The 19,789-nt window shown below is 73.2% G+C and carries 19 protein-coding genes; 9 read left to right on the plus strand and 10 right to left on the minus strand.

What is annotated here, in order from left to right:
- Positions 1 to 983, plus strand: a 983-nt coding sequence (locus FGF04_RS08910; RefSeq protein WP_235882246.1) for a cation diffusion facilitator family transporter, incomplete at its 5' end; no start/stop codon positions are given.
- 111 nt (positions 984 to 1,094) lie between these two features.
- The gene (locus tag FGF04_RS08915) at positions 1,095 to 1,514 is read left to right on the plus strand and encodes a helix-turn-helix domain-containing protein (protein WP_149510716.1); all 420 of its coding nucleotides are present in this window, start codon (positions 1,095 to 1,097) and stop codon (positions 1,512 to 1,514) included.
- Between the two features lie 46 nt (positions 1,515 to 1,560).
- Here FGF04_RS08915 and FGF04_RS08920 read toward each other — a convergent pair whose 3' ends face one another.
- From FGF04_RS08920 to FGF04_RS08935, 4 genes are all read right to left on the minus strand, one after another.
- The gene (locus FGF04_RS08920) at positions 1,561 to 2,166 is read right to left on the minus strand and encodes a ClpP family protease (RefSeq protein ID WP_149510717.1); all 606 of its coding nucleotides are present in this window, start codon (positions 2,164 to 2,166) and stop codon (positions 1,561 to 1,563) included.
- A 1-nt stretch (position 2,167) separates the two neighbouring features.
- A complete protein-coding gene (locus tag FGF04_RS08925; protein ID WP_149510718.1) occupies positions 2,168 to 2,845 on the minus strand; it encodes an ATP-dependent Clp protease proteolytic subunit in 678 nt (225 codons plus the stop codon).
- Between the two features lie 181 nt (positions 2,846 to 3,026).
- Entirely contained in the window at positions 3,027 to 3,761 is a 735-nt protein-coding gene (locus tag FGF04_RS08930) for a GntR family transcriptional regulator (RefSeq protein WP_149510719.1), read from the minus strand.
- A 27-nt stretch (positions 3,762 to 3,788) separates the two neighbouring features.
- Complete coding sequence (locus FGF04_RS08935; protein ID WP_149510720.1) at positions 3,789 to 5,951, minus strand: alpha-N-acetylglucosaminidase; 2,163 nt, start codon at positions 5,949 to 5,951, stop codon at positions 3,789 to 3,791.
- A gap of 191 nt (positions 5,952 to 6,142) precedes the next feature.
- Between FGF04_RS08935 and FGF04_RS08940 the strand changes: the two genes are divergently transcribed.
- The 4 genes from FGF04_RS08940 to FGF04_RS08955 are packed head-to-tail and all read left to right on the plus strand — an operon-like array spanning position 6,143 to position 10,010.
- Positions 6,143 to 6,877: a sugar isomerase domain-containing protein gene (locus tag FGF04_RS08940; protein ID WP_149510721.1), complete on the plus strand. Its 735-nt coding sequence runs from the start codon at positions 6,143 to 6,145 to the stop codon at positions 6,875 to 6,877.
- A gap of 52 nt (positions 6,878 to 6,929) precedes the next feature.
- On the plus strand, positions 6,930 to 8,276 hold the full coding sequence (locus tag FGF04_RS08945) for an ABC transporter substrate-binding protein (protein ID WP_149510722.1): 1,347 nt from the start codon (positions 6,930 to 6,932) through the stop codon (positions 8,274 to 8,276).
- Positions 8,266 to 9,186: a carbohydrate ABC transporter permease gene (locus FGF04_RS08950; protein WP_149510723.1), complete on the plus strand. Its 921-nt coding sequence runs from the start codon at positions 8,266 to 8,268 to the stop codon at positions 9,184 to 9,186. Before FGF04_RS08945 ends, FGF04_RS08950 begins: the two co-directional genes overlap by 11 nt.
- Positions 9,183 to 10,010, plus strand: a complete 828-nt coding sequence (locus tag FGF04_RS08955; RefSeq protein WP_149510724.1) for a carbohydrate ABC transporter permease — start codon at positions 9,183 to 9,185, stop codon at positions 10,008 to 10,010. The genes FGF04_RS08950 and FGF04_RS08955 overlap by 4 nt, the downstream gene beginning before the upstream one ends.
- 53 nt (positions 10,011 to 10,063) lie before the next feature.
- On the opposite strand, the gene FGF04_RS40935 is transcribed toward FGF04_RS08955, so the two are convergent.
- Both FGF04_RS40935 and FGF04_RS08965 read right to left on the minus strand, forming a co-directional pair.
- The gene (locus FGF04_RS40935; protein ID WP_149510725.1) at positions 10,064 to 10,276 is read right to left on the minus strand and encodes a hypothetical protein; all 213 of its coding nucleotides are present in this window, start codon (positions 10,274 to 10,276) and stop codon (positions 10,064 to 10,066) included.
- A gap of 251 nt (positions 10,277 to 10,527) precedes the next feature.
- The gene (locus tag FGF04_RS08965) at positions 10,528 to 11,223 is read right to left on the minus strand and encodes a L,D-transpeptidase family protein (RefSeq protein ID WP_149510726.1); all 696 of its coding nucleotides are present in this window, start codon (positions 11,221 to 11,223) and stop codon (positions 10,528 to 10,530) included.
- Positions 11,224 to 11,464: 241 nt separating this feature from the next.
- Here FGF04_RS08965 and FGF04_RS08970 point away from each other — a divergent pair, with 241 nt between their 5' ends.
- Positions 11,465 to 12,889 carry a pyridoxal phosphate-dependent decarboxylase family protein gene (locus FGF04_RS08970; protein WP_149510727.1) on the plus strand — a complete coding sequence of 475 codons (1,425 nt, stop codon included), beginning with the start codon at positions 11,465 to 11,467 and terminating at the stop codon, positions 12,887 to 12,889.
- 153 nt (positions 12,890 to 13,042) lie between these two features.
- Here the strand turns inward: FGF04_RS08970 and FGF04_RS08975 are convergent, their stop codons facing one another.
- Both FGF04_RS08975 and FGF04_RS08980 read right to left on the minus strand, forming a co-directional pair.
- On the minus strand, positions 13,043 to 14,419 hold the full coding sequence (locus FGF04_RS08975; RefSeq protein WP_149510728.1) for a CAP domain-containing protein: 1,377 nt from the start codon (positions 14,417 to 14,419) through the stop codon (positions 13,043 to 13,045).
- A 102-nt stretch (positions 14,420 to 14,521) separates the two neighbouring features.
- On the minus strand, positions 14,522 to 15,784 hold the full coding sequence (locus FGF04_RS08980) for a serine hydrolase domain-containing protein (protein ID WP_149510729.1): 1,263 nt from the start codon (positions 15,782 to 15,784) through the stop codon (positions 14,522 to 14,524).
- 243 nt (positions 15,785 to 16,027) lie between these two features.
- On the opposite strand from FGF04_RS08980, the gene FGF04_RS08985 reads away from it, so the two are divergent.
- Complete coding sequence (locus FGF04_RS08985) at positions 16,028 to 17,011, plus strand: aldo/keto reductase (protein ID WP_149510730.1); 984 nt, start codon at positions 16,028 to 16,030, stop codon at positions 17,009 to 17,011.
- 168 nt (positions 17,012 to 17,179) lie between these two features.
- On the opposite strand, the gene FGF04_RS08990 is transcribed toward FGF04_RS08985, so the two are convergent.
- Both FGF04_RS08990 and FGF04_RS08995 read right to left on the minus strand, forming a co-directional pair.
- The gene (locus FGF04_RS08990; protein ID WP_149510731.1) at positions 17,180 to 17,926 is read right to left on the minus strand and encodes an MBL fold metallo-hydrolase; all 747 of its coding nucleotides are present in this window, start codon (positions 17,924 to 17,926) and stop codon (positions 17,180 to 17,182) included.
- 13 nt (positions 17,927 to 17,939) lie between these two features.
- On the minus strand, positions 17,940 to 18,263 hold the full coding sequence (locus FGF04_RS08995; protein ID WP_149510732.1) for a YkvA family protein: 324 nt from the start codon (positions 18,261 to 18,263) through the stop codon (positions 17,940 to 17,942).
- A gap of 191 nt (positions 18,264 to 18,454) precedes the next feature.
- Between FGF04_RS08995 and FGF04_RS09000 the strand changes: the two genes are divergently transcribed.
- Positions 18,455 to 19,672: an FAD-dependent monooxygenase gene (locus FGF04_RS09000; RefSeq protein ID WP_188114009.1), complete on the plus strand. Its 1,218-nt coding sequence runs from the start codon at positions 18,455 to 18,457 to the stop codon at positions 19,670 to 19,672.
- Positions 19,673 to 19,789 lie beyond the last annotated feature (117 nt).

Below are 19,789 nucleotides of genomic sequence, written 5' to 3' on the forward strand. Positions count from 1 at the left end.
GGCACGCGGGGCACGCGCACGGTGTCGCCGCGGACGCRGACCGGCGCTGGCTCGCGATCGCGCTGACCCTGATCGCCTCGTTCATGGCGATCGAGGTCGTCATCGGCGTCGTCGCCCGCTCGCTCGCCCTGATCTCCGACGCCGCGCACATGCTCACCGACGCGGTGTCCATCGTGCTGGCGCTGATCGCGATGCGGCTGGCCGAGCGTCCGGCGCGCGGCGGTTTCACGTACGGCCTGAAGCGGGCCGAGATCCTCTCCGCCCAGGCGAACGGCCTGACCCTGCTGCTGCTCGGCGCCTGGCTGGCGTACGAGGCGGTGCGGCGGCTGTTCGAGCCGCCCGAGGTGGCGGGCGGGCTGATGTTCTACACGGCCCTGGCGGGCATCGCGGTGAACGTGGCGGCGGCCTGGTGCATCTCGAAGGCCAACCGCACCTCCCTGAACGTCGAGGGCGCCTACCAGCACATCCTCAACGACCTGTTCGCGTTCGTCGGGACCGCGGTCGCCGGCCTCGTGGTGCTGCTGACCGGCTTCGCCCGGGCCGACGCGATCGCCACGCTGGTCGTGGTCGCGCTGATGTTCAAGGCCGGCTACGGGCTCGTACGGGAGTCGGGGCGGATCTTCCTGGAGGCGGCGCCCGCGCACCTGGACCCGGACGCCATCGGGGACCGGCTCGCCGCGCACTCCTCGGTCGCCGAGGTGCACGACCTGCACGTGTGGACGATCACCTCGGGGCAGCCCGCGCTGTCCGCGCACGTCCTGGTCGAGCCGGTGGCGGACTGCCACACGGTCCGCCTGGACCTGGAGAAGGTCCTGCAGTGCGACTACGAGATCGGCCACACCACGCTCCAGGTCGACCACGCCCCGGCGACCGTCCTGGAGGTCCGCACCGGCTCCGGTCCCGGCTCCGGTCCCGGCTCCGGCGGCGGCCACTGCGAGGGGGCGCACGGCCCGGTCCACCGCGACGAACCGCACCTGCACTGAACCGCGGCCGCGCTCACGCCGGTCGGCGGTCCGCGGTCGCGCCGGCCGGCTTCGCCGAGGGCTGAACGCGGCGGGGTGCCCGGAACCGGGCGCGCTTCCTAGGGTGGAGGGGTGAGCAGCCACGCGTCCGACCGCGCCCGCGTCATTCCCCTGCGACCCGTTCCGGCGGAACCGGCCGAACCCCCACGGGTGGCCGAGGAGCCGGCGCCCCGCGAGCCGTTGTGGCGGGACGTCGTGGGAGACGTGCTGCGGCGCGAGCGGCTGGCCCAGGAGCGGACGCTGAAGGACGTCGCCGACGCGGCGCGCATCTCGATGCCGTACCTCTCCGAGCTGGAGCGCGGCCGCAAGGAGGCCTCGTCCGAGGTCCTCGCGGCCGCCGCCCACGCGCTCGGCCTCGGCCTCGCCGACCTGCTGGCCCTCACGCACCGCCGCCTCGTGCGCCAGGCGCAGCCGCGCCCGCTGCGCCCGCGCACCGCGCCGCACCGCACGGAGGCGAGCGTCCGGCCGGGCCCCGTCCTGCTCGCCGCCTGACCCGCCCGGCGACCGCGCCGCCTCCTGAACCCGGGGGCCGTCCCTCTCAGGCGGCGGCCGTCAGGCGCCGGCCCAGCACCTCGTCGGCGAGGCCGTACGCCACCGCTTCCCGCGCGGTGAAGACCTTGTCGCGGTCCATGTCGGCGCGCAGCGTCTCGACGGAGTGGTGGGTGTGCAGGGACAGCACCTCCTCGACCTGCGAGCGGATCCGCAGCATCTCCTCGGCCTGCAGGGTCAGGTCGGAGACGGTGCCCTGCGCCCCGCCGCTCGCGGGCTGTCCGAGGAGCACCCGCGCGTGTTCCAGGATGAAGCGGCGCCCGGGGTCTCCCCCGGCCAGCAGCACCGCCGCCGTGGAGGCGGCCTGTCCGACGCAGAACGTCGAGATGGGCGCGCCGACGAAGCTCATCGTGTCGTAGATCGCCATGAGCGAGGTGAAGGAGCCGCCGGGCGAGTTGAGATAGATCGCGATCTCCTGCTCGGGGGCCGCCGACTCCAGGTGGAGCAGCTGGGCGATGACGACGTTGGCCACGCCGTCGTCGATCTCGGTGCCGAGGAAGATGATCCGCTCGGACAGCAGCCGGCTGTAGATGTCGTACGCGCGCTCGCCCTGCGGGGTGCGCTCGACGACGTTGGGGATCGTGTACTGGCTCATGTCAGAGTCCCATCCGTCGCTTGGAGGCCGCCGGGCGTACGTCGTCGAGGGCGTCGACAACCCGGTCGACCATGCCGTACTCCCGTGCCTGTTCGGCCGTGAACCAGCGGTCGCGGTCGCCGTCGCGGGAGACGGTCTCCGCGCTCTGGCCGGTGTGCTCGGCGGTGATGCGCTCGATGGTCTCCTTGGTGAACCGGAGGTTGTCGGCCTGGATGGCGATGTCGGCGGTCGTCCCGCCGATGCCGGCCGACGGCTGGTGCATCATGATGCGCGCGTTCGGCAGCGAGTAGCGCTTGCCCGGGGCGCCGACGGTGAGCAGGAACTGCCCCATGCTGGCGGCGAACCCCATGGCCAGGGTCGACACGTCGTTGGGGATGAGCCGCATGGTGTCGTAGATGGCGAGGCCCGCGTGGACCGATCCGCCGGGGCTGTTGATGTAGAGGCCGATGTCGGTGCGTGGGTCCTCCGCCGACAGCAGGAGCAGCTGCGCGCAGATCCGGTTCGCGGAGACCTCGTCGACCTGGGTGCCGAGGAAGATGATGCGCTGGTTGAGGAGCTGGGCGGCGAGGTGGTCGTCGAAGCGGGACGGTGGGGTGTCCCCGTCCTCGGCCCGCGGCGCGCGGGCCGGAGCCCGTCCGGAGCCGAGGCCGGAGTCCAGTCCGGTGCTGATGAGTGCCATCGATCCTCCTGGTGGTGACGCGGCCGGGTGCGCCGCGGTGTCCCCACCCTCGGCCCGCCGGCGGCGGCGCGGAAGGAATCTCGGCCCGCAGCAGATTCGCCGACAGCAGAGCGGGCCCGCGGCCGGTGTCCCGGACCGGGACCCGGGACCGGTGCCCTGGACAGGAACTCGGGCCGGAGTCCTAGACCGTCACCACCAGCGAGAACTCGTACAGGTCGCCCCGGCACAGCGACTCCCCGTACTCCACGACGTGCCCCGTCCCGTCGTACGCGGTGCGGCGCACCAGCAGCGCGGCGGAGCCCTCCTTGACGCCGAGCAGCCGTGCCTGGCGGCCGGTCACGTTGACCGCGCGGATCTGCTGGGTGGCGCGCGCCACCCGGACGCCGTGGGTGACTTCCAGGGCCTCGGAGAGCGAGCCCGTGAGGAGCGACTCGTCCAGGTCCGGGAACCGCTCGGCGGAGAGGTAGACCGTCTCGACGCAGATGGGGAAGTCGTCGCCCAGGCGCAGCCGTTCGATGCGGTGCAGGGGTGTGCCGGGGTCGACGCCCAGGGCCGTGGAGTGGTGCAGGTCCGCCTCGACGCGCTGGGCGGACAGCAGTTCGGCGCTGGGCCGGTAGCCGCGCGAGCGCAGGTCCTCGGAGAACGAGGTGAGCGTCGACGTCTTGGTGATCCTGGGGTGCGAGACGAACGTGCCGACGCCCCGCACGCTGCGTACGAGACCGTCCTCGCGCAGCGCCTGGAGCGCGCGCCGGGCGGTCGCCCGGCTGACGTCGTACCGCTCGGCGAGCTGCCGTTCGGTGGGCAGCGCCTCGTCGGGGCGCATCCCGGCGATGTCGGCCTGGAGCCGCCGCCGCAGCGCCTCGTGCTTGTAGGAATCCGCCGGGCCGTCGTCCGAACGCCTGTCCTCGACCGTCACATCCACTCCGCGGGTCGCGCCTGTCCGCTACCGCCGCAGGACGCGGTAGCGGGGCATCAGCGTACGCACCACGTCCAGGGTCGCCGCGGCGGTGTCCGGTCCCGGCGGCGTCGTCGCGCCCCGGTCGGCGACCCACCGCTCCTCCTGGGCGAGCAGCGACGCCTCGAACTCCTCGGCGGGGTAGGGGGATCCGGTCTCCAGCGCCCGGGCCACGTGCTCGTACCAGCTGCGCCAGCGGGGCAGGTGAAAGGTGCGGACCAGGCCGGCCCAGTGGCGGCCGGAGTAGTCGTGCAGCTCGCTGCGGGTGTGGCCCCAGAGGGTGAGCAGGCGCCGTGCGTTGCCCTCGTACAGGTCGGCGTCGGCGGGCGTGGTGGCCCAGGCGCGGGCGTCGGCGAGCCAGGTGTCGAGCCGGTACTCGGGGCGGGTGGCGAGGAGGTCGTCCAGGTCCCCGATGGTGTCGAGCAGTTCGCCGGCGGCGCGGTGGAAGCGGTCGGCGTCCCGGGCGACGGCCGCGTCGGCCGCCCGCCACTGGTGGGCGCACGCCGCGTGGGTGAGCAGCTGCGCGGTGACGTCGCACAGGTCGCGGCCGAGCGGTCCCGCGCTGTCCTCCTTCGCCGCCTCGCCGGCCAGCAGCGTCCACGCCTCGGCCAGGCCGGCCGGCGGGTCGGGGGACGGCGGGTCGGCCAGGTGCACCGGCAGTTCGTGGCGCAGGTCGCCCGCCAGGGTGGGCCGGCCGATGACGACCGAGCCCGGCGGTCCGGGCCCTTCCGAGGCGTACACAGCGGTGTGCAGCAGTTCCCAGGCGCGCAGCAGCGCGGGGGTGGTGCGGCCGTAGCGGGCGCGGGTCCAGGTCTCCAGCCAGGCGGGCACGTCGTCGACGGCGCCCTGCCAGGCGACGTCCGCGAGCAGTTCGTACAGGACGGGGTCGCTGCCGAAGGCCTCCGTGCTCGTGCCGGTCCCGGCCAGTGATCCGCCGTGCGGGTCGGCGCCCGCGCGGGCGGCGCCGGTCGCGATCTCGTCCAGTTTCCCGTACAGGCCGGGCCGTCCGCCGAGGTTGTGCAGCATGCACCACACCCAGGGCTTGCCGCGGTGGCCGTCGGTGCTCCGCCAGACCGGCCGGTGCTCGGCCCACAGGTCCAGGACCAGCATGCCGTCGTCCGGGATGGCATCGAGGAAGGCCCGGGTGCGCGGCGGGGTCCAGTAGCGGGAGCGGTAGGAGAAGGGCCAGGCCTGGAGGACCCAGGTGGCCCGTTCGTCGACCGCGGTCATGGCCCCGTGCACCGCCCGTGCGACCGCGGCCAGTTCGGCGGGCTCGTCCACCGGGGGCGTCGTCTCGATGAAGGGGTCCGCGGCGTAGAGGTGGTCGGTGCCGAACAGCCGGGTCTGCTCGGTCAGCAGGGTGGTGCCGAACTCCTGGAAGAGCGCATCGCGGGGGTCCAGCATGCCGACCTCGAAGTCCCACCAGGGCAGGGTCGTCGCGCGGGCGCCCCGGGCCGCGACGAGCTCGCGGGGGACGTGCCCGGAGAAGCCCTGGAGGACGGGCCGCATGCCGAGGGCCCGTTCCCGGTCCAGGATGCGCCGGCCGAGGTCCGCGTGGGCGTCGATCCAGCTCCGGGGCAGCGGGCCGGCCCAGCCGTCGAGCGAGGCGAGCCAGTTCCACGGCAGGTAGGCCGGTCCGCCGAGGAAGCGCCGGGCGGCCTCGTCGTCGAGGCCGGTGGCCAGGAGCGCCCGGTGCCATGCCGCTTCGAGGCCGGTCATGGCCAGGGGCGTGGTCACCCCGTGCAGGGCCATCCAGTCGATGTGGCGCTCCCAGCGCGCCCAGTCCCAGAAGGCCGTGGTGTAGCCGAAGGTGCAGACGTTGAAGTGGTAGCGGTGACGGTACGGGGAGGTCGTGCGGGCGGTCGTGCCGGTGCGCGGCAGCCGGTGCGGGAGGCGGGGCACGGGGGCGTCCCAGGTGATCTGCGTCCCGCAGGCGGTCCGCAGGTACCGGCGCAGCGCCGAGGCGACCGCGACACCGCTGGAGCCGCGCAGGGTCACCCCGTCCGGCCCGGAGTCGATCTCGTACCAGTCGCATTCCCCCGCGGCCGGGACCACCTCGGCGGTGAACTCCGCGGCCCGGTCCCCGAGGAGGCGTCCGAGCAGCTGCTGCGCGGCCGCGCTGCGCGCGTCCGGTTCCCCGGGAGGCGACATCGTCCGGACCACCCCTGTCGACTGTGGTACGTACCACGGAACCCAAGAAGCTAGACCTGCCTCGCGCGGCGGTCAAGCAAGTCGACCGGATCGAGCCGTTGTCGCCCGCGGGGCTGGGCATCCCCCGACCGCGCTGGTACGGTCCACAGCCACCCAGCGGCTCCGTCCGACACCCAGGTGGTCTCGACACGATGAACGCCGATCTCGCCTACTTCGCCGCGCTCCAGGAGCACCTGGGCGCGCTGGCCACCGCCGAGCGGCCCGCGATCGAGCGCGCCGCCCGGGCGGTCGCGGACAGCGTCGCCGCCGGGGGCGTCGTCCACTACTTCGGCAGCGGCCACTCCCAGCTCGTCGCCGTCGAACCGCTGCAGCGCGCCGGGGGGCTCGCGCCGGTGAACGTGATCGCCGACCCGGCGCTCTCCCCCGCGGCCCCGCGCCGGGCCGGCGCGGCCGAGCGCGTCAGCGGCTACGCGGCGGCGATCCTGCGCACCGCGGACATCAGGGCGGGCGAGGTGGTGGTGGTGATCTCCAACTCCGGGATCAACGCCGTCCCCGTCGAATTCGCCCTGGGCGCACGGGAGACGGGCGCGACCGTCGTCGCCGTCACCAGCCGGGCCCATTCGCTGGCCGCCGCGTCCCGGCACGCCGGCGGACAGCGCCTGCTCGACGTCGCGGACATCGTCATCGACACCCACGGCGGCCCCGGCGACACGGTGGTGCCGCTGGGCGGCCTGGCCGTGGGGGCCCTGTCCACGGTGCTGGGGGCGGCCCTCGTCAACGCGCTGACCTGCCGGGCGGCCCAGCTGCTGGCCGAGCACCACGGGCAGGTACCGCCGTTGATCGTCAGCCAGAACACCGACGCCGACGCCGAACACCGCAACAGCGCGTTGCTGGAACGGTTCCGGGATCGTTGCCCGAGAGGCTGACACCTGCGGGGCCGGCCATCGATCCGACCGACGAGACCACGCCAGGAGGCCGATGATGGACCGCACGCACCGGGTGCGCCGTCGCGTCGCCGCGACGGCCTGCGCCCTCGCCCTCGTGCTCCCGCTCGCCGCGTGCGAGGCGCTCACCCCGGGCAGCGCGACGGCGGTGCCGGGCCCCACCGCCGTGCCGTCGTCGACGGCCGTGCCGGACGGGGACGTCACCCTGCGGCTGCAGTTCGCGGACGCGCCCCTGATGGTCGACGCGCTGATCGCCGCGTTCGAGAAGGGGCATCCCGGCATCGACGTCGAGCCGCAGTACAAGTCGTTCTCGGACTACGTCCAGAACCTCCGGCTGACGATGACCTCCGACACCGCCCCCGACATCGCGCAATACGCGGTCGGCATGACCGATCTTGCGGCGGACGGGCACGTCCTGGACCTGGCGCCGTGGCGGGAGGCGTACGGCTGGGACGAGGCCGTCCCGCCGGTCAGCCTGGACCAGCTCACCGGGGGCCGGACCAGCGAGGCGACCGGCGGGCGGGCCCTGTTCGGGGTGCCGGCGGGCCTGTCGATGACGGGCATCTACTACAACAAGGAGCTCGCCCGGCGGGCCGGGATCGAGGCCCCGCCGAAGACACTGGCGGAGTTCGAGGAGCAGCTCGCCGCGGCCGAGGACGCGGGGCTGACCCCGCTGGGCGTCGGCGCGCTCGACTCCGGCGGCCTGCACCTGTGGGCGGCCCTGCTCAACCAGCTGATGCCCACCGACGCGTACTGGGACTGGGTGAACGGCAAGAAGGGCGCCACGATGGAGAACCCGGCGGCCATCGAGGCCAGCGAGCTGATCGTCGAGTGGGGCCGCAAGGGGTACTACAACGAGTCCGCGAACGGCACCGCGCAGGTCGACTCGACCGCGCAGTTCGCCAAGGGCGACAGCGTCTTCCTGATCAACGGCAACTGGGCGGCCGGGCAGCTGGCCACCGCCATGGGGGACCGCGTCGGCTTCTTCCCGATGCCCGGCGAGAAGGCGGACTCCCCCACGGTGGCCTCGGGGTTCAGCGTCTCGTACGCCGTGTCGTCGCTGAGCCGGCACCCGGAGGCGGCGGGCGTGTTCCTCGACTTCCTGACCTCCCCCGAGGCGGGCCAGATCATCAGCGACAACGGCTTCCTGCCGCCCAACCCCGACGCCGTGAAGAAGCCCACGGGCGTGCTCGCGGACATCGCGGACGGCCACCGGCGGGCCGTCGCCGACGACGGGATCACCACCTTCCCCGACTTCGCCGCGCCCGCCATGCTCGACCGGCTGCGCTCCGGCGTCCAGAAGCTCATCGCGGACCGCGTCACGCCCGCGGACTACCTCGACTCACTGCAGGACGAGTGGGAGGACCACCATGGCGAGTAGGCCACCGGTCGTGGAGGGCGCACCGCGGTCCCGGGAGCGGCGGGTGCGCGGGCGCAGCAGGTGGCGCGGGTACGTGTACGTCCTGCCCGCCCTCGCCGTGTACCTCGTCTTCGCGGTGCTGCCCGCCCTGCACACCGCGTACCTGTCGCTGTTCGAGTGGGACGGGGTCACGCTCGGCGACTGGGTGGGCCTGGACAACTACGCGGAGATCTTCCAGGACCCGATCCTGCGCCGCTCGGTGGTCAACGCCCTGGTCCTGGTGGTGTTCTTCTCCTTCGTGCCGATCGTGCTGGGGCTGCTGTCGACCGGGCTGCTGGCCCGCCACCGGCGGCCCGGCATGGGCGCGTACCGCTTCCTGTTCATGCTGCCGCAGGTCGTGCCGCTGGTCGCGGTCGGCGTGACCTGGCGCTGGCTGTACGGGGACGACGGGGTGGTCAACCAGGCGCTGCGGGCGGTCGGGCTGGACGGTGCGGCCCGTGCCTGGCTGGGCGACTTCGACGCCGCGCTGGTCGCGGTGGGGCTGGTGGGCACCTGGGTGCTGAGCGGACTGTGCATGATGCTCTTCCTCAGCGGGGTGCAGAAGGTGGACCCGAGCCTGTACGAGGCGGCGCGGATCGACGGCGCGGGCCCGGTCCGGGAGTTCACCGCGGTGACGCTGCCGCATCTGCGCGGTGAGCTCGCCGTCGCCATGACCGTCACGACGGTGGCCGCGCTGGCCAGCTTCGACATCGTGTACGTGACGACGAACGGCGGGCCGGGCGAGCAGACGACGGTCCCCGGCCTGCTGGTGTACCGGCTGGCGTTCTCCGAGGGGAAGGTGGGGCTCGCCGCGGCCCTGGCCGTCGTCCTGGGCTGCCTGATACTCGCGATCGTGTACCTCATCAACCGTCTGTCGAGGTCGGAGTCATGAACACCGTCGCGCGCTCGGAACGCTGGTCCGGCTACGCCCTGCTGACCGTCATGGCGATCGTCGTCGTCATCCCGTTCCTCAGTGTCTTCCTCGCCTCGCTCCAGCCGGCGGGCACCCCGGTGGTCGGGCTGACCTGGCCGGAGCGGTGGAGCTGGGACAACTACGAGACGGCGTGGTCGGTGGCCGGCTTCTCCGACCTGATCCGGCACAGCCTCGTCATCGCGGTCGGGGTGGTCCCCGCCTGTCTGGTCCTCGCGGCGCTCGCGGGGTACGCGCTGGGCACCATGAGGCTCCCCGGCGGCAACGCGACGGCGGCGTTCTTCGTCGCCGGCCTCACCATCCCGGTGGAGCTGATCGTGGTGCCCCTCTACTTCGACCTGCGCACCGTCGGCCTGACCAACTCCTACCTGGGTGTGATCCTGGTGGAGATCGCGCTGTTCATGCCGTTCAGCGTGTTCTGGATGCGTACGCACTTCCGGTCGACGCCGATGTCGCTGGTGGAGGCGGCCCGGATCGACGGGGCCTCGTCGGGCACGATCCTGGTGCGGATCCTGCTCCCGCTGGCGCGCCCGTCCCTGATGACGCTCGGCCTGCTGGTGTTCATGTGGTCGTGGAACCAGTTCCTGCTGGTGCTGGTCCTCATCCAGGACACCACCAAGCACACCGCGCCCGCGGGCCTGGGCTTCTTCGTGGGCCAGAACAGCACGGACATCCCCACCCTGGCGGCGGGGACGATCATCGTGATGCTGCCGATCCTGATCCTGTTCGTCGTCTTCCAGCGCAGTTTCCTCGCGGGCCTGCTGCAGGGTGCGACGAAAGGCTGACAAGCGGGCGTGAAGAGGAGGACGGGGCCGCGCCGGGCGGCCCCGGAGGGTGGTCAGGCGGCCTGTGAGGAGTCCGTGTGCGCCTGGGGGCGCGGCGCGGCCGACGCCCATTCCAGGACGAGCCGTTGGTACTCCCGCCGCTGTTCACCGCTCAGCGTTCCGCCGGCCCGGAGCCACAGGGCCCGGATCTCGTCATTGACTTCGGCGGCTGATCGTTGCGTGGCTCCTGGCGCACGACGGTGAGTGGTGGACATACCGTGAATCATACGGGGCTCTGCGTGAAGACCATGTGAGTGAAGACTGTGATACTTACCGCCTTTCGGCCCGGTCACAGGCCTCATGCCGCCGCACGGCCGCCCCGGCCTTGCCCCCAGGACCAGCACCTGGACGGCAGGGAGTGGGCGCGGCAGGGCGGCGTCCGACTGGACATCCCGGACTTCGGGGACGCCCCGGAGGCGTGACGTCCCCGGGGCGTGGCGTCCCGTTCCCGGTCCGGCCGTTCCCGGGGACGGCCGGATCAGGTGCCCGGCTTGCGGCCGTACACGTACACGTCGTCGTTCTTCTTCAGGAGCGACCAGTACTTCTTGGCGTCCGTCTTCGTCATGTTGACGCAGCCGTGCGAGCCCGGCGGGTTCCACATGCTGACGCCGACCGAGTGGAAGGCCTGGCCGCCGTCGAAGAACTGGCTGTAGGGCATCGGCACGTCGTAGATGGTCGAGACGTGGTCGATGTTGCGCCAGTAGATCTTCTTCAGGCCGGTACGGGTCTCGTAGCCGTCGCGGCCCGTGCGCACCGGCACCGGCCCGTACACGAGGTTCGCGCCGTCCTGGATCCAGCTGAGCTGCAGCGTCAGGTTCACGCAGGCGATGCGGCCCTTGTTGACCGGGCACTTGCCGGCGGCGTTGGGCTTGTTGCCGACGGCCTTCTGCTTGGTCATGAGATCCATCACGCCCCAGGTGACGGAGCCCGCGTAGCCGATGTTCGGGGTGATGCCGTGCTTGGTCTGGAAGGCCTTGATCGCCTTGCAGTCGGCTGCGGACTGCCTGCCGTCCACGGGCCGGCCGAGGAACTTCTCGACCTGCTTCTGGTACGGGCCGGCCGAGGTGGTGCAGCTCGCCGCCTGGGCCGGTGCCGCACCCAGTGCGAAGGTCAGCGGTGTCACCAGCGCGGTGACCCCCAGTGCGACGGCTGTCCGTCTGCGTGTGTCCCCCATGGTCGGGCCTTCCCTTTCAGGTTCCTCTTCGATCCGGTCGCACCGGTCGATCCGTGCCCACTAGACCCGCGCGGGAGGGCAGGGGTTGTGGGGTCGGACGGGCTGAGACGAAACAGTGACATGATCTTGTACGCGTCCCCGCGGCGGCTCACGCGGGTCGCGGCCCCCTCTCCGGTCCCCGGGGCCAGTTCTCCGCGATTGGCCCCTGATTCCGCCGGGCCCGCCCCCTTACGCTGCCGCCATGCATCCCCTGCTCGCCGACGATCTCTCCCGGCTCCCCGAACTCCTGCAGTCCGCGCGTGACTTCGCCGCCCGCGAGGTGTCGGGGCTGGACGCCAGGCCCGTCGTCGCGCCCGGCGGTGCCCCCGCCGCCCGGCCGCTCCCGGACCGCGGAGCCGGCGCCGAGGGCGCCCTCGCGCGCTTCGCCGAGCGGTGGGCACCCGGCTTCTCCGCCTCCGCCGGGCCCCGCTACCTCGGCTTCGTGACCGGTGGCGCCACCCCGGCCGCCGTCACCGGGGACTGGCTGACCAGCGCCTACGACCAGAACGCCGCCGGCGGGGACGCCTCCTCGGCGGCCGCCCTCGAACGGGAGACGCTGGGCTGGCTGCGGGAGCTGTTCGGGCTGGGCGACGCGCACAGCGGCGCCTTCGTGACGGGTGCGACCGTCTCGAACACCGTCGGGCTGGCCCTGGCGCGCGAATGGCTGGGCGAACGCCGGGGGGTCCGGGTGTCCGAGGCGGGCGTCGCGGCGCTCGGCCCCGTCGAGGTGCTCTCCGGCAGCCCGCACTCCAGCATCCCCAAGGCGCTGTCCGTCCTCGGCATCGGCCGCGACCGGCTGCGCACGGTGCCGGTGCTGCCCGGCCGGGAGGCCGTCGACGTGGCACGACTGGCCGAGGCGCTCGAAGCGCTGGACGGGCGCCCGGCCGTCGTCGTGGCCAACGCGGGGACGGTGAACACGGTCGACTTCGACGACCTGCGGGCGATCGCGGACCTCAAGGAGCGGTACGGCTTCTGGCTGCACGTGGACGCCGCCTTCGGCGGTTTCGCCGCGCTGTCCCCCGCGTACGCGCACCTCACCGACGGGATCGACGCCGCCGACTCGGTCTGCGTCGACCTCCACAAGTGGCTCAACGTCCCCTACGACGCGGCCGTGCAGTTCACCCGCCACCAGGACCTCCAGGTGCGGGTCTTCCACAACGCGTCGCCGTACCTCGGGCTGCCGGCCGGCGAGCCCGACTTCGTGCACCTGACGCCCGAGAACTCACGCAGGCTGCGGGCGCTCCCGGCCTGGTTCTCGCTGGCCGCGTACGGCCGCGAGGGGCACCGCGAGATCGTCGAGCGGAACGTGGCGCTGGCCCGGCGGCTCGGCGAGGGGATCGCGGGCGTACCGGAGCTGCGGCTGCTCGCGCCGGTCCGGCTGAACGTCGTCTGCTTCACGCTCGCCGGATCACCGACCCGGGAGCGGGTGCACGCGCTGGGCCGGGCGGTCGCGGACTCCGGCGAGGCCTTCCTGACCCCCACCTCCTACGCGGGGGTGCACGCGCTGCGGGCCGCCTTCAGCAACTGGCGGACGACCGGCAGCGACACGGACCGGGTGCTCGCGGCGGTGGCGCGGGCGGCCGCGTCCCCGCCCCGTGCTCGTGGCCGTGGTGCGCGCTGGTCATGAGTGTCCCCCTCGCTCCGGTGTCCGACGAGTGCCCGACACCCGCAGTGAAGCGCACCTGGCGGAGATCGGCAAAGGCTGCACCGGTGACCGTTGTCATCATCGTTAATACGCACCTGACCTGCGGCGATGGCGAACCGCGGGACCGGTGCGGGATCAGGCGCCGAACAGCTGGGTCCAGTACGTGCCCGCCGGGCCGCCGCCCGCGAAGCCGACGCCCAGATGGGTGAAGGCGGGCTTGAGGATGTTGGCGCGGTGGCCGGGGCTGTCCATCCAGCCCCGCACGACCTCGGCGGGGGAGCGCTGGCCGCAGGCGATGTTCTCGCCGATGGTGCGGCGGGAGCTGCCCGCCGCGGCGGCCCGGTGCCAGGGCTCGCTGCCGTCGGGGGAGGTGTGGGAGTAGAAGGCACGGGCCACCATGTCCGTGCTGTGCGCCTGCGCCGCCCTGGTCAGCAGGGGGTCGTCGGCCAGCGGTGGCAGCCCGGCCGCGGCCCGCTCGGCGTTGGTGAGCGCGAGGACCTCGGCCGCGGTCCGCGCCAGCCCCGCGGGGGTCAGGGGCGCGGCCCACAGCGCCGTCCAGTACGGCGTCCCGGACCGGCCGTCGGTCACGCACGCGACACCGGCCTCGGTGAACGCCGGGTCCTGGACCGTGCGCCGGGTCCGTCCGCCCGAGAGGCAGTACTCCACGAACTCCGCCGCGTCGCGCGGTCCGGAGACCAGGTGCTCGCCGACGGTGAGGTAGGCGTAGCCCCCGGCGGTGACCCGCTGGTGCAGGGAGAGCCCGTCGGCGCCCTCGGAACCGAGGCGCCCGCGCTGCGCCATCCCCGCGGCGTGCGCCCGCGCGACCGCGGTCAGCCGCGCGTCCGGGACGACGGGCGGGGACCCGGCACCGGCCCGGGCGGAGTTCACGAGCCGCAGGAAGCCCTCGGTGACGGGATCGGCGCCGCCCGCCCCCGCCCCCGGAACCGCTGTCGTTGTCACTGCCGTTGCCGTTGCCGTTGCCGTTGCCGTCGTCGGGGTTGCGTTCGCGGGACCGGTTCCGGAGCCGGTGGCGTCCTCGGCGACCTCGATGCCGAAGTCCCGGGCGATCCCGGCCAGCCCGTCGGCGTAGCCCTGGCCCAGCGCGCGCAGCTTCCAGGCGGGGCCGCGGCGGTAGACCTCCGCGAGCAGCAGCACCGTCTCGCGCTCCGGGCGCGGCGGGGCGAAACGGGCCAAGGGGCGGCCGTCCGGGCCGGTGACCAGCAGGATCGGCGCGGGCAGCCGGCCCAGCGGGGTGCCGGGCTCGGCCGGGCTGACGACGACGGTGACACGGCCGGCCCCGGCCCGCAGCGCCGCCGGATCGACCGTGAGGGACTCCCCGGCCAGACGTGCGCCCGGCGCGGCGGGCTGGTTGTAGAACACGAGGTCACCGTCGCCGCGCACCCGGCCGCCGTCGTCCGTGACCACCGCCGACACGTCGAACGGGCCGGGCACCCGGAAGGTCAGGACACCGCCCGGCAGCGCCATGTTGCCACCGGGAACCAACTCGTCCATCGTGCCGCCCGTCGCCGTGCCGGATCACCCTGCGCGCCCCGCGGGGCGTCGACCGTTCAACGCCCCGCGGGTGTGCGCGGGTTCCGGGCACCCGGTGCCCGGTCAGTCGCGGGCGATCCCGGGCGCGATGTCCTCGTACCGCTCCACGGGCGCGGCGACGCGCGCGGAGGCGGCCGGTGCGGCCTTCGCGGGCTTGCCGCAGAACGCCGACTCCAGCGTGCGGGCCATGGTGTTCAGCACGGTCCCGTTGTTCGACGTGTTGGCGAGCGCCGTGACACTGCGCTTGCCGTCCTTCGACGTGAAGGCGTACGTGTAGTAGCCCTGCACGGTGCCCGTGTGGCCGTACACCGAGACCCCGCACGACAGGTCGCGCCGGCGCAGGCCGAGCCCGTACCCCTGCGTGCTGTTGACGGGCACCCACTGCTGCATCTGCGCGAGCTGCGCGGCCGACGTCAGCCTCCCGCGCAGCAGGGCCGAGAAGAAGGTGTCCAGGTCACGGGTGCTGGAGATGATCGCGCCCGCGCTCTGCGCCCACGAGACGGTCTGCTCGGTCGAGTCGGTGAGCGTCCCGTCGGGCACGTCGGGCGGGAGGTACCCCTTGGCGTGCCGCCCGGCGATCGTGGTCCTCGGGTGCACGTAGGAGGTGTCGCGCAGGCCGAGCGGCTTGATGATGCGGCTCTTGTACGCGGACTGCACGGACTTCCCGGTCAGCTTCTCGATCAGCATGCCCGCGACGACGAAGTTGGTGTTGGAGTACGAGTAGGCGGCGCCCGGCGCGTTGCCCAGGGGCTGCTTCAGGGACAGGTCCACCAGTTCCTGGTAGCTGAACACCTTGTTGCGGACGGCCTCGAAGCCCGGGACCGTATCGGCGAACATGTCGTTGGTGTAGTCGTACAGCCCGCTGCGGTGGCTCAGCACGTGGCGCACCGTGATGCGGTCGTCGGGCAGCAGCCCCGGCAGGTAGGTGTTGACGGAGGTGTCCAGGTCGAGCGCGCCCTCGTCGACCAGCTGCAGCAGGACCACCGCGGAGAAGCTCTTGGTGACGCTGCCGACGCGGAAGCGGTCGGCGTTGGCGATGGCCCGTCCGGTGGTCCGGTCCGCGACCCCCTCGGCGACCTCGTGGACCGTGCCGTCGTCGTCGACGCGCGCCATGGCGCCGGGCGCCCCCTGGGTCAGCGCGGTCCGCAGCACCTCGCGCAGCCCCGCCACGTCGGGCGCCGCGAGGTCCTCGGCCGCCCCCGCCCGCACGGAGGCGTCGCCGTCGCCGGCCGGTGCCGCGGTCGCCGTCTGCGCGGGCACGGCCAGGACGGAGAGCAGGACCGCCCCCAGTGCCGCCGTACCCCTGACCGTCATTCCTGAGACCATCTGTGTCGTTCTCCAAGTCGTCGATTCGTCGTCCGCCGAGCGGATCGGGGCACGCGCCGCACCGCGGAGCGCGGTACCGGCACCCTCTTGTACGCACCGCGTGCGCCTGCCGGTTGCACGGGCGGAGGTGAATTCCTGGTGGTCATGATGACGGTCGTGCCGCGGGGCCGGACGGTACGACCTCGGACGACTCGCCCGGGGGCGGCGTGCCGCACGGTGCGGGGCGGGTGCCAGACTGACCCCATGGAAGAGCGCGAATTCAGCAGGTCGGGACAGCACGCATCGGTCGTCGGACTCGGCACCTGGCAACTGGGTGCCGACTGGGGCGACGTGGACGACAAGGACGCGCTGGCGGTCCTGGAGGCCGCCGCGGAGGCGGGGGTGACGTTCTTCGACACCGCCGACGTGTACGGGGACGGGCGCAGCGAGGAGACCATCGCGACGTTCCTGCGCAGCCGGCCCGACCTGCACGTGCTGGTCGCGACCAAGATGGGCCGCCGCGTCGACCAGGTCCCGGAGAACTACGTCCTGGACAACTTCCGTGCCTGGAACGACCGTTCGCGCCGCAACCTCGGCGTCGACCGGATCGACCTGGTGCAGCTGCACTGCCCGCCGACCCCCGTGTACTCCTCGGACGAGGTGTTCGACGCCCTCGACACGCTGGTCGAGGAGGAGCGGATCGCCGCGTACGGGGTGAGCGTGGAGACGGCCGACGAGGCGCTGACCGCGATCGCCCGGCCGGGGGTGGCCAGTGTGCAGATCATCCTCAACCCGTTCCGCATGAAGCCGCTGCAGCGGGTGCTGCCCGCGGCGCGGGAGGCCGGGGTCGGCATCATCGCCCGGGTCCCGCTGGCCTCCGGGCTGCTGTCGGGCAAGTACACGAAGGACACGGTGTTCGCGGCGAACGACCACCGGACCTTCAACCGGCACGGCGAGGCGTTCGACCAGGGGGAGACCTTCTCCGGCGTCGACTACGCCACCGGGGTGGAGGCGGCGGCCGAGTTCTCCGCGCTCGCGCCGGAAGGGGTGACACCGGCGCAGCTCGCGCTGGCGTGGATCGTCCAGCAGCCGGGCGTGACCACGGTCATCCCGGGCGCCCGCTCCCCGGAGCAGGCGCGCGCGAACGCGGCGGCCGGCAAGCTCCCGCCGCTGCCGGCGGACACGTTGACGGCGATCACGGACCTGTACGACCGCCGGATCCGCCCCCAGGTCGAATCCCGCTGGTAGCGGTTTCGCAGGCGGCACGACTGTCCGTCGGAGTGTGGCTGCGGGCCGTCCGTGGCCGGTCGCGCAGTTCCCCGCGCCCCTAAAAAGCGGGCCTGCGCCCCGGCCCCGTAAGGGGCGCGGGGAACTGCGCGCTCAGCCACGAGGCACCCGCAGCCGGGAACGGACCGTTCAGACCGCCCGTTCCCGCGCCCGGCGGGCCGCTTCGCGGACCGACCCGCGGTGCACGGGCCCGTGCCCGGGCAGCAGCACATCACCGTCCAGCGCCTCGAACGCTTCGAGTGAGGCCCGCGTCCGCCCCCGGTCGCGGTGGAACATGCCGGGCAGCAGCTGCGGACCGGCCACGCGTGAGGTCGGGTGCCCGCTGACCAGCGCGTCGCCCGAGATCACCACCCCCGCCTCGGGCAGGTGGAAGGCGCAGTGCCCGTCCGTGTGCCCGGGGGTGTGCACGGGCACGGGCCGCCCGGGCAGGTCGAGCGGCCCCTCCCCGGGGAACGCGCGCGGCCCGGTCACCGGGACATGGGCCGTGCCGCCGGACCGCAGCGCGTGCACGGACCACGGCACCACCCCGGGCCGCCAGACGTTCCGCAGGACCGTCCCCACGGACACCTGGTGGAGGAAGTCCCGCCGCGCGTGCGGGACCTCGGCCTCGTGCAGGTAGACCGGAGTCCCATAAGTACTGCTGAAGTACTCGGCCGACCCGAGGTGGTCGTTGTGCGCGTGCGTCACCAGGACGGCCGTGACCGCCTCGGGCGAACCGCCCACGGCGGCGAGCGACGCGAGCACCGTCTCGCGGTCGCCGGGATAGCCGGTGTCGACGAGGGTGAAGGCGTCCCCGTCGCCGAGTATCACCCAGTTGGTGTTGCTGCCGTGCACGAGATGGATGCCGTCGGCGATCCGGCGGATGTCTGCCTGCATGTGCGTTCCGAGCCTAGAGGTCCTTGTCCGACCGCTCCAGCCAAGCAGAACCGTCGCGGTCCCGGCGCAGCGGGGCGGACGACGAGCGCATCGACCGCAGTGCCAGGAGCAGTACGGCGATGTCGTCGAAGTAGGCCGGGTCCGGCATCAGGTCGGTCGGCAGCACGACATAGGCGATCGCGCCCCAGAAGACCCATTTGGGGCCCGTCGGCAGCCCGGCCCTGCGCAGGTCGCGCCGGGTGCGGACCAGCCGGACGGTGAGGACGACCGCGGCGGCGAGCGCCGCCGCCAGCACCGCCGCGACGACGAGAACAACGATCCACGTGGTGGTGTCCATGAGCCCTTCCCTGGCGCGATCGGTCTTCCTCTACGGATGCCCAGGTTCGCCCCGTCGTCACGGCCGGACCGCTCCGACACGCGGCGCGGTGCGCCCCGGCACCGTCCACCGCCCGCCTACTCTGTGCTCTTGATCCGCTACCTTGAGTGAAACCCCCGGGTGAGTGCCCGAGTGAACAGTGGGATGTGCGCGTGAAGATCGCCTGTGTCGGCGGCGGCCCCGCCGGCTTGTACTTCTCGATCCTGATGAAGCGTCAGGACCCGGACCACGAGATCACGGTCCACGAACGCAACCCGGCCGGTTCGACGTACGGCTGGGGAGTGACGTACTGGGGGAGCCTGCTGGCGGAGCTGGAGGCGCACGACCCCGAGTCGGCGCGTGCCGTGCGCGAGAACTCGGTGCGCTGGAGCGACGGTGTCGCGCACGTCGGCGACCGTACGACCAGGCACCGCGGCGACGAGGGCTTCGGCATCGGCCGTGGCCGGCTGCTGGACATCCTCGCCGACCGGGCCCGCTCCCTGGGCGTGCGCCTCGCGTTCGAGGACGAGATCGCCGACGGGTCCGCGCTGCCCGACGCCGACCTCGTGGTCGCCTGCGACGGCGTCCGCAGCGGGGTGCGCGAGCGCCACGCGGAGCACTTCGGGACCGAGACCGTGCTCGGCCGCAACACCTACATCTGGCTCGGCACCACGAAGGTCTTCGACGCCTTCACCTTCGCCTTCGTGGAGACGCCGCACGGCTGGATCTGGTGCTACGCCTACGGGTTCAGCGAGGACCGCAGCACCTGTGTCGTCGAGTGCTCGCCCGAGACATGGACGGGCCTCGGCCTCGACCGGGCGGACGAGGCCGAGGGGCTGGCGCTCCTGGAACGGCTCTTCGCGGACCTGCTGGACGGCCACCGGCTGATCGGCCGGGCGTCCGCGGGCGGCAGCGCGCAGTGGCTGAACTTCCGCACCCTCACCAACCGGAGCTGGTCCCACGGCAACGTCGTCCTGCTCGGCGACGCCGCCCACACCACGCACTACTCCATCGGGGCGGGCACCACCCTCGCCCTGGAGGACGCCATCGCCCTGGCCGGCGCCCTGCGCACGCGGTCCGGGGACGGCCCCGCCGCACTCGCCCCGGCGCTCGCCGCGTACGAGGGCGCCCGCAGGCCGGCGCTGCTGCCCGTGCAGAGCGCGGCCCGCCACAGCGCCCAGTGGTACGAGAACCTGCCGCGCTACATCACCCTGCCCCCGGCGCAGATGTTCGCGCTCCTCGGCCAGCGGCACTCACCGCTGCTGCCGTACGTGCCGCCGCAGCTCTACTACCGGATCGACCGGGCGGCGGGGCGGCTGGAATCCCTGCGCCGGCTCAAGCGCTGGCTGGGCCCCAAGGTGGCGCGGACCCTGCACGGCACGAAGAACTGACCGGTCGTCAACCGCGCGGAAACGGCGGGAAAGGCGGTGTTGCCCACGGGACGGGAGATGCGCGAGCGTGCTGGGTCATGGACCGAGACCAGGGCGACGCCGCCCCCACCCCCACCC

It is taken from the genome of Streptomyces apricus, assembly GCF_008369065.1.
Classification (GTDB): Bacteria; Actinomycetota; Actinomycetes; order Streptomycetales; family Streptomycetaceae; genus Streptomyces; species Streptomyces apricus.